Here is a 12,150-nt window from a genome sequence, read left to right as displayed (position 1 = left end):
GGCCAGGCCAGCCTGACCACCCACTATACAAATATCGCTCTGGCAACGTCGGCCGTTGTGAATGCCAGTCTTTCACCGGCGGTCCAGTTGACCGATGCCCCTGCGGTATTGTTGCGAATGGCGGTCACCGCGGCCTGTTGTGCTGCTAGTGTATTGCCCCAGACCGCGAGGGTGGCGGGCTCTGCCGGCAGTGCGGGTTGGTTCCGTGCTGATCGGCGTCCAGCAGCCGCCGCGAACGCTGCCAAAGCCAACTGTCTGGTAAGCTGCGCCGCCGTTTCGTAAGCCGCATGGGCATTCCTCACCCAGTGATTGACCATCATGAGCTTCCAGCGGTTTCTGTCGATCGCGGGCATGGCGTTAATCGTTTCATCGAAGAAAGTCGCGACTCCCTGCATAGCCGTCATCAATCCTGCAATGCGCAGCTCTTTGTCGGTACTGTTAGCCGCGAGGTAGTCCGCGATAGATCCGGCACCTGCGCCAGAGCTCGCCGTCACCGCCCAGACCTGAAAGCGGGTCGGGATATTTGGGCCGGTCCAGTGAATCAATCGATCGTTTTGATTGAACAGCTGCTGGTCGGCCACATAGTTGTCGCCGACGACGGCATAATGGATTTCGACAACCATCACGTCACCGCCGCGGCTGTACAGTGCCCCCTCCATGTCGCGCCATGCGCCGCCCGCGACACCTTGCCAGAGTTCGTATTGCGGTACGATATTTTCAGGGTCATCGCAACCACCCAGTTCGAGCGCCATGATATGCCCCTTCGCAAAGGGCGTACCGGCGGTATTGAATCCCGACTGACAGTTCGGGGGTGGGGGCCGCCCTCCCGTTGCTTGCGGGTGAATCACACCGACCAGATACCTCGGCCGTCCGGCGATACTGTGAATAAAGCAATTGTTCGAGATTTGGGCCAGACCGTGTCCGCTATGAAGAGGCATGTGAATTTCACGTACTGGAAAAGAGCATGTTCGATTCTTGAAGTTTTTCAGCGCCCAGTTCCTTGCCCCGACTCAATGACAGACGGGCAACGGGGCTCGTGATAAAATCAAGGCCTTGTTCTTACGGTAAATAGAACCTTCCAGGGGCTTTACATGGGCTGTCCCCAAGTCTGTTCCGGCGCTACCCTGCAATGCACCTTCGGCCTGGCGCCCGGTGTGCTCAACGTACTGCCGCAGAACCGCACCCTGGTGTCTGGTATGCCTGCAGCGAATCTCATGGACCATATTCCCCTGGTCAACATCATGCCCTTCGGCATGTGCCAGAGCCTGGCCAACCCCATGGTGGTGGCCGCTACGGCGGCGGCACTCGGGGTGCTGGTGCCCATGCCCTGTATACCCGTGACCGTCGCGCCCTGGATACCCGGTGGTGCACCGACCATGCTGCTGGGGCCGATGCCCGCGCTGGATGCCAACAGCACGCTGATGTGCAACTGGGCGGGGGTGATCAAGATCCTCTTCCCGGGCCAGGTGCAGATGCTGATTCCCTGATCAGGCATCGGGCGGCTGCCGCCATTTCAACCACCAGGCTTTCCAGCGCGCCATGGGTTTTCCCGATTCTTCCAGTGGCCGTCCATCCGCAGCATAGGATTGTGCGCCGTCCTGCGGTTGGCCTTTGTCGTATTCAATGCGCGCCGCCAGTTGACCATTGCCATGGAACCGCTGGTAAAGCCCCTGCAATTGCCCCTGCTGATAGTGTTCGCGAGACGCCAGCGTGCCATCTTCGAAGTAACTGAGGACCTGCCCGTGGAGCAAGCCCGCTCGGTACTGCGCCTCACGGATCAACGCGCCTTGCGGGTTATGGAACACTGCCTGGCCGTCGAGTTTGTCCTTGCGAAAATTCAGTCGCGCCGAAGGCTGGCCGTTCGGGTGATAAATCACCATCGGCCCCTCCAGCGTGCCCTGGCTATAGCTGAGTACTGCCTGCGGGCGGCCGCTCTCGGTCACCCGCGCCGGGCCTTCCAACTGGCCACCGATCAGGGTGGCGTTGAGTTGGCTGTCGCCGCTGACGACTTCAACCTTGGCTGGTTTGTCCATATCCCCTCCTCAGTTGACTTTGACCAGGCCGCCCTTGATGGTCAGCATCGCGCCGCCATCAACGGTCTGAGAAGCACCACCCTTGTTCATCAGGCTGACCCCGGCATCGTTGGTCAGCGTGGTACCGGCCTTGTTTTCCAGTGACGTCCCGGCTTTGTTGCTCAAGGCCGTACCCGCCTGATTGCTCAGGGCCATGCCCGCCTTGGCACTGAGATTGGCGTCGCTCTTGGCAGTGAAGTCGCCGCCACTTTGCAGGGTCAGGGTGCCGGTCACCTTGATGGTGAGGTTGCCGTCCACGGTCAGTTGGTAGTTGCCGCTGACCGTGTGGCTGTAGTTGCCAGTGGTGGTGTGGGTCTGGTCGCCGCCGACCTTGAGTATGCGATCGCCCTTGACGTCGAGGGTGTCGCTGCCGGTCTGCAGGGTCACCGTGCGCTTGCCCTTTTCCAGGGTGACGGTTTCATCGCCTTCCTTGACCGTGCGCGTACGGGCGTTCTGTACCGTAAGGGTTTCGTCGTGGCCGACGGTGGCCGTGGTGTCGTTGAGCACATTGAACTTGAGGTCCTTCTGCGCCTGGAGAAAGACCTCTTCCGCGTCTTTCTTGTCCTCGAAACGCAGTTCGTTGAAGCCCTCGCCGCCCTTGGAAGACTGGGTCTTGATCCCGGACTGGGTCTGGTTGGCCGGCAAGGCATAGGGCAGCGTGTTTTCACCGTTGTAGATACAGGCCGTGACCAGCGGACGGTCCGGATCGCCGTCGATAAAGGTCACCACCACTTCCTGGCCGATACGCGGGATGAACTGCATGCCGAAGCCCTTGCCGGTCCAGCCCTGGGCGACACGGACCCAGCATGAGCTGTTCTCGTTCTTTTCACCCTCGCGGTCCCAGGTGAACTGGACCTTTATCCGCCCGTATTCGTCGGTCCAGATGTCCTCGCCGTCCTTGCCCACCACCCTGGCCGTCTGGGTATGCATGGTCGGCTTCGGGGTCAGGCGCAGGGGTCGATAGTTGACGCTCTTGGGAACCGCCTCGAAGCGATTGCGATAGTGTTCATGGCTGGCCTCATGGCTGACCGAGGTCAACAGCCACTCGATATTCGCGCTTTTGTCGTCATGCCCGGTCAGGGTGAAGGTGTAGCCGGGCTGCAACCAGCGGCAATCGCTTTCACCGATCAGCCGTAGCGCCTGGGTGCGCAAGGCGTCCATGCGCTGTTTGCCCAGGGCATCGCCCCGCGCCTTGGCGGTGTAGCCACCGGGGTGTTCATAGACCGACAGCGGCCCCGACTCGGCCTCGGCCCGACCGTACAACGAAGTGGTGGGGGTGACGAACTGATAGTCGGTGGCACTGTAGACCCCGGACACCGCTTGCTGGCTGATTTGCGCCGAGCGGATGCCCTGCAACTCCCGATTGCCGATCTGCTGGCCGAGGTAGGCAATGCTGGCACCGTTCGGGCAGGTGACAAAGGCGCTGTTGCTGTCCGCCAGTATCAGGGTATGGCGTCCTTCGGCATGGCTGAAAAACCAGAAGATCCCCTCCTCTTCCAGCAACCGGCAGACAAAGGCGAAATCGGTCTCGCCGTACTGGATGCAGTATTCGCGCGGCTCGTAGGTGCCGGACAGCTTCAACTCGTAGTCGCTGAAGCCATGGGCCTTGAAGATACTGGTGACGATATCGCTGGTGGGCAGGTTCTGGTACACCCGGTTGTTGCTGGCCAGGGTCAGCCACCAGAGCCAGGGACGCAATTGCAGGCTGTAGCGCTCGGCGGTGGCATCGGCCGGTAGCTGGCGAATCTGCGCGCAAAGCCCATCCACGGGACGCTTCAGCGCGTCGTTATGCAGGGTCAGGGTCACATGGGTGGCCACGGCGCTGGCCATGGCCACCGTCTCGGTGCTGTAGCCGGTGACGCTGAACTCGCCCAGCTGATTCAGGGACTCTTCGCCGCTCAGGGTTTCGGGGAACAACGGCGCCATGACCGCACCGCTCAACGACAGCGTGGTGTTGGTATCAGTGGGACGGGGCATGGTTTTCCTTGAAGATCATCTTTGACTACCTGTGTTCATTCCAGCACCCATTGCGCCAGCTGTCCTGCCACCTGCGCCATCAGTACATGTTCCACATCCCGCGCGCCGGCTGTACTGCAACGGGCCAGCACGGCCTTGACGATGCCGTCATCGTAGTCGAAACGTTTGCCGGTGGCCGCCAGGTAGCGAGCACGCAGTTTCTCCAGTTTGGCCAGGACAATCCCTTCCAGGGTCATCTCATCAAGGGCGCGATACGGTACCACGGTCATGCGCGCCAGAAAGGCCGGGCGAAACGCCTGCAACAGCACAGTGTGCAATTGCTGGTTGAAGGCTTCGGCGGTTTGTTGCTCGGCGGCGCTGTCGAGGATCAGTTCGGCACCGACGTTGCTGGTTGCCAGCATCACGGTGTTCTTGAAGTCGACCACCAGGCCGCTGCCGTCCTCCATCAGGCCTTTGTCGAACACGTTGTAGAAGGCTTCGAGCACGTCCGGATGGGCTTTTTCGATTTCGTCCAGCAAGACCACGCTGTAGGGCTTGCGTCGCACCGCCTCGGTCAGCACGCCGCCGCTGCCATAACCGACGTAGCCCGGCGGCGCGCCCTTGAGTTGGCTGACGGTGTGGGCTTCCTGGTATTCGGAGAGGTTGATGCTGATCAGGTTACGCTCGCCACCGTACAGCGCATCGGCCAGGGCGTAGGCGGTTTCGGTCTTGCCCACGCCAGTGGGGCCCAACAGCAGGAACACCCCGACCGGCTTTTGCGGGTCGGTGAGCCCGGCGCGATAAGCCTGCAGCCGTTGGGCGATGGCACCAAGAGCGGCCGCCTGCCCCATCACCCGCTGGCCAAGACGTTCGGCCAGGGTGCGCAAGGCATAGGCTTCGTCGGCGAGCACCTTGCCTTGTGGAATCCCGGTCCAGGCGGCAATCACCGCGGCGATCACTTTCGAGTCGACCTGTTCCGGCACCAGCGGATCGTCTTCGCGAATCGCGTTCAAGCCACTTTCCAGGCGCACCAGTTCGCTGGCCAGTTGTTCGAGACGGTTGTCCAGTTCCTCGTCATCCCGGTTCGGATCGACACTTTCGTTGAGCGTGAGCATCTCGCGGCGGGCCCTGAGCAACTCGGTCACCGCCTCGCGCTCCTTGTGCCAACGGGTTTCCAGTTCGACGATGGCCTGGCGATCTTCCTGTTCCTGAAGTTCGAGCGGCCGGATACGCAGGTCATGATCATGCCCGATGGCCTGTTCGCGGCGCAGGCGTTGCAGTTCGTCGAGCGTCGCCGCCTGGCGATGCCGCAGGCTTTCCAGGGCCGGCGGTACGTCGTGCTGGGCCAGTGCCACCCGGGCACAGGCGGTGTCGAGCACGCTGATGGCCTTGTCCGGCAATTGCCGACCGGAGATGTAGCGTTGACTGAGTTTCACCGCATCCTGGATCGCCACGTCGAGCACTTCGACGCCATGGTGCTGCTCCAGCTTGCCGGCCACGGCGCGTAACATCTGCACGGCGGTCTGTTCGTCCGGCTCTTCGACCTGGACCAGTTGGAAGCGTCGCGTCAGTGCCGGGTCTCTCTCGAAATATTTCTTGTACTCAAGCCAGGTGGTGGCCGCCAGGGTCCGCAGCTCACCACGGGCCAACGCCGGCTTGAGCAGATTGGCCGCATCGTTCTGCCCTTCGGCGGCGCCGGCACCGATCAGCGTATGGGCCTCGTCGATAAACAGGATGACCTTGCCGGCGGCGTTACGGACGCCTTCGATCACGCCCTTGAGGCGCTGTTCGAATTCACCTTTGACCCCGGCTCCGGCTTGCAGCAGCCCGAGATCCAGTACCCGCAGGCTGACGTCCTGCAATGGCGGCGGGACATCGCCCTGGGCAATGCGCAGCGCCAGGCCCTCTACCACCGCGGTCTTGCCGACCCCGGGCGCGCCCACCAGGATCGGATTGTTCTGCCGACGGCGCAGGAGGATGTCGATGCACTGACGGATCTCCGCATCGCGGCCGATGATCGGGTCGATGCGCCCCTGGCGGGCGTCCTCCGTCAGGTCCTGGGTGTATTGCTCGAGCAATGAAGCGTCAGCACCGTGGGCTCGCGACGAAGCTTTTCCGGGGCGGGCCGGCAGGCCGGTTTCGCAGGAGTGCTCGGTCAAGGCCATGAACTGAGTGCGCAACGGGTCGCGGGCAATCCCGAGCAATGACGGAATGCTGCCTTGCAACAGGGCCCGATATTCGTCGCGGTCGAGCAGCGCCAGCAACAGCAGCCCGGAGCGCACACCGGTGGCACCGAACACGCTGGCCTGGACCACGGCGTCCTCGATCAGGGCCAGCAATTGTTTGGACAGGGTCGGTGTACGGGTGTTGCCGGTCTTGAACAGCTCCAGGGCGAGATTGATTTCGCTCGCCAGGCGATCGCGCTCCAACCCCAGCGCCGGCAGCAGGCAGGCCAGGTCGCCGCCTTCGATCTCCAGCAGCTCCAGCATCAGGTGTTCGATTTCGACAAAGTGCTGGTTACGCTGCCAGCTGCGCTGGGCGGCCCGCTCCATGGCGTCCCGGCACTGGTGGTTCAAGCGTGAGATCAGCACGGCGATTTCCATCTCAGGTACTTCCCTCTTCGTGCAAGCGCAGGTCGATCCGGAAATCTCCCGTGCGCGCGACACGGTTCAACCGGGTCCCCTGGCCCAGCGCGGCAGGCTGCTGATGGCCGAGCGTCAGTATTGCGCTGCTGGTGACGTGCACGGATACCGTACAGCGCAACTGCGCGCCGAAATAGAACGCCACCAGCGCCGCCAACTGCTGGTGAGCCTCCTGGCCCGGCATGAAGCGCTCGGCCATCCTGGGCTCCTGGGGGCCGAGGCGGATATGAATACCGGCATGCTCATCCCAGGCCCGTGTCCCGCACAAAGCGTTGCGACCCAGGGTCAGGTTACGGCCCTTGCGGCCCAGCACGCTCTGGTCACTGGAGGCAATCTGTTGCCAGGCGCCCTGGTAGCCGTGCAGTTGCACGGGCAGATCGAAGTAGTGCTTGAGCAGGTTCTGGAACCCGGCCAGGGACCGTCGCCGGTTGGCCAGCAATCCGGCGCGGGCGATCAGGGCTCTTTCCGGTAGCACAGTCAGTTGCTCCACGGAGCTGGACGACAGCCCGCACAAGGCGCGCAACTGCTGGTACACCGGGCTGAGCGCCGGCTGGCGGTAAGGCAAGGCCACTCGCTGGCGCTGTTGTACCCGATACATCAGGCTCAGCAAGCGGTGCTGGAACAGATCGAGAAAGGCCACCGTGCCGTGATCGCGGTTGCGCGCCCTCTGCTGCAACCACTCCTGATAGGCATAGGGCAACGGACCGTCCGGACCGCCGAGGCCGAACACCTGGGTGTGCAAGGTCAGTCTGGCCCCCGGCACTTTCACATTGGGGACCAGGCGCAGGCTGCTGATCTCGCTCGGCGCGAACTCCGGCAACAGCGGCCCGCGCAGGCGCACCACCTCGCGCTCGGGATCACTGCCGGTGCCCAGCGAGTCGACCGTCTGTTGCGCGCGCAGGCGCGCCAACTCTCCTTCGAGGTCACTGCCGCTGCCCAGGGAATCAGCAGCCTGCTGCTCGCGTTCCAGAATCAGCAACGCTTGCAGCAATTCGAAACGCTGGGGGACCTGGCGCAGTAGCGCGCCTAGAGAGCCAGGATTGGGTTGCTGCTCGGACTCCATTGCTTGATCTCCTTATCGCCCTCTACCAGCACGGTGCGAACAAAACAGTTGGCGTTGGCATACAGCGCGAAAAAATGCGCCAGTACCCCGGAGAACAGCACCCGGCTGCTGCCGGAAAACTTGCTCGGATCGAGTTCCAGGTGAACCTCCAGGCCGTTGCGCCAGCCGCGCCAGGCATCCTTGCCGACACGGCCGACAACCCGTTCGGTTTTCAGCGAGAGAATGCCATTGATCTGCAAGCGAGCCGAGGGTTCGTCGCGCAGATTGTGCAGAATCAGCATTTCCTTGAGGGCCTCCAGCGCATGGGGGCCTTCGGTCAACGACAGGTGATTGAGGTTGAGCTGCGAGATCAGGCGCCAGCGTGACGCCCCCTCAAGGTCAGGCAGCGACTGCGGCGTGGGACTTCTCAGCAAGGCAATGGTGGCCACCGGACCGCTGCGCTCGAATTTCAAGGAACTGCCGGTCAACAGGTTTTGCGCCATGTGCCGGTTGGTACACCAGACCTGCGCGGTAAAGGTTTCATCCGGCGATGCCGAGCGTGGCTGGAACTGGCTGTCCACCAGGCTCAGGATCATGTCAGTGCCGGCCCGTGAGTGACCGGGGGCGCTGATCCGCCGGGCGTGCCAGAACAGGCCGTCCTGCCCTTGCCCATGCTGGTAGCCATAGTACGGCGGCACGGTCTGGAAGCCGTTGGCGGTACCGGCCACCAGCTTGCGGATGCTGTGTATTTCGACACTGTTGTCACGGTGTGAATCGGCCACCAGGCGATATTCGCTTTGCGTGCCATCCGGACGCAGGGTCTCGGCGGTACGGGAAAACAGGTTGATGACCGGCGTACAGCCCAGGGCGATGTCTTCGCGTTGCAGGCTGATACGGCTCTCGGGGGCACGGTCGAAGGCAACATAGACCTCGAGCAAGTCCGTGGCCTGCGGTGGGATCTTCAGCGCGAGATCAAAAAAGGCGAACTTCTCCGGGAAGGCAAAATACTCCACCAACAGGTGCAGCCCGGGGTGCACGCCGTCTTCTTCCGGCAACAGCCGTTGGTTGTCGTCATAGCCGGCGGGCAAAGGCCGGGCATTGATTGGCTGGCCGAGACTGCCGGGCAGGCCGCAGACAATATCCAGGCTATGGGCGGCCAACAGATCATAGAGCTGTGAGCGATTACCCGCAGGTCCCGACAGGTGAATGCGCAAGGTCTGGATCGGCAGTTCGGTCCAGGGCTTTCCATTGTTGCATTTCAACACCAGGCGCAGTGCCGCCTCGGCATTGGCGATTCCGGTGACCGACTGCGCGGCGCTGCCTTCGATCAGGCTGACGTCCTGGACCTCCAGGGGCCATAGGGTGACATCGGCGCAGGTGCGAAAATACAGGCTGTCGAGTTGTTCCTTCTCCGGGGCCTTGAACACCTGGGTGCCACGCGGCAGGTGGTAGCCGGCGGCCAGGCTGCCTTTGCTCGGGTCCGGCCCGAACTGCACGATGGCACAGGACGGCATCGGCCGCAGTGCCATCGGATACAACTGTTCCAGCAAAGCGTCACTGAATTCGGAGTAACCGTCGTCGAGCCGGCGTTGCAAACGCGCCGCGAGCAAGGCGAAGCTTTCGATCAGGCGTTCGACATGGGGGTCCTGGGAACCGCTGGACGATAGCTTCAGGCTGCCGGCCAGGCTCGGATGGTTTTCGACGAAATCGCTGCCGGCGCGGTGCAGCCAGGTCAACTCGCGCTGGTAGTAATCCAGCAGTCGGGCATCAATCGAATCACTCATGCCTGACCTCGAAGCCGCTCTCACCCAGCTCCAGGACAAACGACATGTTCGGAGCCGCTTCCAGGCCCCGGACATGCCCCATCACTCTCACCGTCATGCGTGTACGCTGCCCCGGCAGCGCCTGTACATCGACGTCTTCCAGCGCCAGGCGCGGCTCGAAACGGATAATGGCACTCCGTATATCGCGAATCAGGATGCGATGATCCTCTTCGCGGTCGGCATACAGGGTGCTCCAGTCGCTCATCCCGTAATCGATGATGGTCGGGGCGAATCCATGGGCCCGTTCGGTGCGCCGGGTATTGAGCAGGCGCTCCAGCTCAAGGCGAATGGACTCGACGATCCGCAGCGGATCACGGGCATCGAAGTAGCCCTCCGTGTCCCCCGCCAGGAGGTCGAACAGCGCAACACGCATGAAAATCTCCAACCGTATGAAAACAGGCGATCAACCCTTGATGAGTTTGTTCGCCGCCAGGTCCCAGGTGGAGGCTGCGGTGCCTTCCTTGGTGCCGTCGTCTTTCTGGGCGGTCAGTTCCCACTTGATCTTGGTGAAGTTCAGCGACAGGGTTTCCACTGGTTTGCCACCGGCGCCGCCGCTGACACTGACGTTGGAGACCACCACGTTGGTCAGGGTGTAGATGATGAACGGCATCAGCTGGCCGTTGCTCTCGGCGGCGTTACGGCCGACGGTGACCTTGACCTCGGCGATCGGTTTACCGCCGCAGCAGTACTCGTTGATGCTCGGGGTGGCGGAGTCGACGAATTTGGTCAGGGTGAACTCGCCGATATGCGGCTTGCCGGAGGTACGCTCCGAGTTGCTGACGTCGTTGGTGACTTGCATGGCCACGTTGTGGCTGTAGGACATGACTTCGATCTTGTCGGCATAGCCTTCCAGCAGGGAGTCGCCTTTGATCGTGGTGCCCAGGTCGAGAATAATTGCATCCATGGGGTGTTGTTCCTTGCACGACTAGCAGAATTGGAGGGCCCGCCGGGTTACGGCGGGCTGCATGGCATGGATCAGGCCGCGACAGGCGCCGGCAACGCGGCGACCAGGCGGATCGAAGCCGTCAGCTCTTCGAGCTGGAAGTGCGGCCGCAAGAACACCGTGGCGGTGTAACTGCCGGGACGTCCAGGCACATCGCTGACATCGACCCGGGCTTCACGCAGCGGATACTGCGCCTTGATTTCCTGGGGAGCGTTGTCGTTGATCAGCACGTAGTCGGCGATCCAGTTGTTGAGGTAGGTCTGCACGTTGTCGCGAGTCGCGAAGCTGCCGACCTTGTCGCGCAGGATCACCTTCAGGTAATGGGCAAAGCGCGAGGCGGCCAGGATGTACGGCAGCATGCCGGAGATCCGTGCGTTCGCGTTGGCCTCGAAGGTGTTGTAGGTCTGCGGCTTGTTGGTGGTCTGGCCACCGAAAAATACCGCGACGTTGCTGTTCTTGCGGTGACACAAGGCGATGAAGCCCAGCGAATCGAGTTCCTTTTCCCGGCGATCGGTGATCGCCACTTCGGTCGGGCACTTGATCGCCAGGTCGCCGACCTGGGTATTGAACTGGTACACCGGCAAGTCGCTGACGGTACCGCCGCCTTCCGTTCCGCGAATCGCGGCACACCAACGGTACTGCGCAAAGGCGTTGGTGATACGTTGGGTCAGCAGCCAGGCGGCGTTGCCCCAGAGGAACTTCGCCGAATCGGGCTCGACCATCTTTTGCGCATCGACATCCGCGCTCTCAGGCGGTACGCCGGAGGCTTTGGCCGCCGCAACGGCAGCAATGGCCGCTGCCGCCGCCGTCGCCCCGGCGGTGGTGTTGACGTCCTCGACGAAGGTCGACATCCCCGGTACCGGATTGTTCAGCGGATCGTACGGCAGGCGTGACAGGTAATGCGGCAGGACCATGGCCACATAACGCGAGTCCTCGGTCTTGCGGAACGCGTTCCACTCGATCAGTGCGCCGCTTTCGAAGACCTTGCTCAGGTCACGTGGCACGCCCAGGTCGGCGAAGGTCTTGAGGTCGAACAGGGCCGGACTGGCCGCCGTGATCAGCGGCGCATGGGCCGCCGCGGCGACGCCCGACAGGTTGGTGAGCATCTTGACGTCGACACTGTTGCGACCAAATTCGTAGTCGCCCATCAGCAGACTGAACGGGCTGCCACCCAGGGTGCCGTACTCCTCCTCGTAGACCTTCTTGAACAGCACGCTCTGGTCGAAATCGATGGCTTTCTCCAGGTCTTGCTGCAATTCGCTCTTGGTGACGTTGAGCAGGCGCAGCTTCAAGGATTCGCCGGTTTCGGTGTTCATCACCAACTGGTGCAGGCCACGCCAGGAGGCTTCCAGGGCCTGGAACGACGGGTCGTGCAGCACCAGGTTGAGCTGGGCGTTGATCAGCGTGTCGAGATCGGCGATACGCTTGCTGATGGTGGTCAGCATGTTCTCGTCGGCCTGGACATTCTTTTCGCCCACTTCATCGGCGAAGACGCTGAGCATCTGCTCGGCATACTTCTTCTGGACGCCATCCTGGGCACCCAGGATCATCGCCTGGACGATGCTCTCAAGCAGTGGCGTTGGTGCTGTTTGATCGGCGCTGGCCGTGGGTGCGGGTGCGTCCGCTGCCGGTGTAGCGGCGGGCGTCAAAGCTGGGTCATTGGTAGGCATCG

10 protein-coding genes are annotated in these 12,150 nt (G+C 62.4%); 1 reads left to right on the top strand and 9 read right to left on the bottom strand.

The window, feature by feature from the left end:
- Window positions 1-23: 23 nt before the first annotated feature.
- Window positions 24-752 carry a hypothetical protein gene (locus tag CWE01_RS24825; protein WP_100943186.1) on the bottom strand — a complete coding sequence of 243 codons (729 nt, stop codon included), beginning with the start codon at window positions 750-752 and terminating at the stop codon, window positions 24-26.
- Between the two features lie 339 nt (window positions 753-1,091).
- On the opposite strand from CWE01_RS24825, the gene CWE01_RS24820 reads away from it, so the two are divergent.
- The gene (locus CWE01_RS24820) at window positions 1,092-1,487 is read left to right on the top strand and encodes a DUF4280 domain-containing protein (protein WP_100943185.1); all 396 of its coding nucleotides are present in this window, start codon (window positions 1,092-1,094) and stop codon (window positions 1,485-1,487) included.
- Here CWE01_RS24820 and CWE01_RS24815 read toward each other — a convergent pair whose 3' ends face one another.
- From CWE01_RS24815 to tssC, 8 genes are all read right to left on the bottom strand, one after another.
- Entirely contained in the window at window positions 1,488-2,033 is a 546-nt protein-coding gene (locus CWE01_RS24815; protein WP_100943184.1) for a toxin-antitoxin system YwqK family antitoxin, read from the bottom strand.
- Window positions 2,034-2,042: 9 nt separating this feature from the next.
- On the bottom strand, window positions 2,043-4,049 hold the full coding sequence (gene tssI, locus CWE01_RS24810) for a type VI secretion system tip protein VgrG (protein WP_100943183.1): 2,007 nt from the start codon (window positions 4,047-4,049) through the stop codon (window positions 2,043-2,045).
- Window positions 4,050-4,084: 35 nt separating this feature from the next.
- A complete protein-coding gene (tssH, locus tag CWE01_RS24805) occupies window positions 4,085-6,631 on the bottom strand; it encodes a type VI secretion system ATPase TssH (RefSeq protein ID WP_100943182.1) in 2,547 nt (848 codons plus the stop codon).
- A gap of 1 nt (window position 6,632) precedes the next feature.
- Window positions 6,633-7,733: a type VI secretion system baseplate subunit TssG gene (tssG, locus tag CWE01_RS24800; RefSeq protein WP_100943181.1), complete on the bottom strand. Its 1,101-nt coding sequence runs from the start codon at window positions 7,731-7,733 to the stop codon at window positions 6,633-6,635.
- Entirely contained in the window at window positions 7,697-9,496 is a 1,800-nt protein-coding gene (tssF, locus tag CWE01_RS24795; RefSeq protein ID WP_100943180.1) for a type VI secretion system baseplate subunit TssF, read from the bottom strand. The genes tssG and tssF overlap by 37 nt, the downstream gene beginning before the upstream one ends.
- On the bottom strand, window positions 9,489-9,908 hold the full coding sequence (gene tssE / locus CWE01_RS24790; RefSeq protein ID WP_100943179.1) for a type VI secretion system baseplate subunit TssE: 420 nt from the start codon (window positions 9,906-9,908) through the stop codon (window positions 9,489-9,491). The genes tssF and tssE overlap by 8 nt, the downstream gene beginning before the upstream one ends.
- A 30-nt stretch (window positions 9,909-9,938) precedes the next feature.
- Window positions 9,939-10,439 (bottom strand): Hcp family type VI secretion system effector, encoded by a 501-nt coding sequence (locus tag CWE01_RS24785; protein WP_100943178.1) that lies wholly within the window; start codon window positions 10,437-10,439, stop codon window positions 9,939-9,941.
- Window positions 10,440-10,510: 71 nt separating this feature from the next.
- The gene (gene tssC / locus CWE01_RS24780) at window positions 10,511-12,148 is read right to left on the bottom strand and encodes a type VI secretion system contractile sheath large subunit (RefSeq protein WP_157815270.1); all 1,638 of its coding nucleotides are present in this window, start codon (window positions 12,146-12,148) and stop codon (window positions 10,511-10,513) included.
- Between the last annotated feature and the right edge of the window lie 2 nt (window positions 12,149-12,150).

Origin of the sequence: Pseudomonas sp. QS1027 (genome assembly GCF_002814235.1) — a bacterium.
Taxonomy (GTDB): Bacteria; Pseudomonadota; Gammaproteobacteria; order Pseudomonadales; family Pseudomonadaceae; genus Aquipseudomonas.
Note: the sequence above shows the minus strand (reverse complement) of the source record. Positions and strands in the feature narration are given on the sequence as shown.

Excerpts from the sequence above, each read along its gene's own strand:
- CWE01_RS24815 (WP_100943184.1), bottom strand. The coding sequence starts at position 2,033 with ATGGACAAACCAGCCAAGGTTGAAGTCGTCAGCGGCGACAGCCAACTC.
- CWE01_RS24820 (WP_100943185.1), top strand. The coding sequence starts at position 1,092 with ATGGGCTGTCCCCAAGTCTGTTCCGGCGCTACCCTGCAATGCACCTTC.
- tssI (WP_100943183.1), bottom strand. The coding sequence starts at position 4,049 with ATGCCCCGTCCCACTGATACCAACACCACGCTGTCGTTGAGCGGTGCG.
- tssH (WP_100943182.1), bottom strand. The coding sequence starts at position 6,631 with ATGGAAATCGCCGTGCTGATCTCACGCTTGAACCACCAGTGCCGGGAC.
- tssE (WP_100943179.1), bottom strand. The coding sequence starts at position 9,908 with ATGCGTGTTGCGCTGTTCGACCTCCTGGCGGGGGACACGGAGGGCTAC.
- CWE01_RS24825 (WP_100943186.1), bottom strand. The coding sequence starts at position 752 with ATGGCGCTCGAACTGGGTGGTTGCGATGACCCTGAAAATATCGTACCG.
- tssF (WP_100943180.1), bottom strand. The coding sequence starts at position 9,496 with ATGAGTGATTCGATTGATGCCCGACTGCTGGATTACTACCAGCGCGAG.
- tssC (WP_157815270.1), bottom strand. The coding sequence starts at position 12,148 with ATGCCTACCAATGACCCAGCTTTGACGCCCGCCGCTACACCGGCAGCG.
- tssG (WP_100943181.1), bottom strand. The coding sequence starts at position 7,733 with ATGGAGTCCGAGCAGCAACCCAATCCTGGCTCTCTAGGCGCGCTACTG.
- CWE01_RS24785 (WP_100943178.1), bottom strand. The coding sequence starts at position 10,439 with ATGGATGCAATTATTCTCGACCTGGGCACCACGATCAAAGGCGACTCC.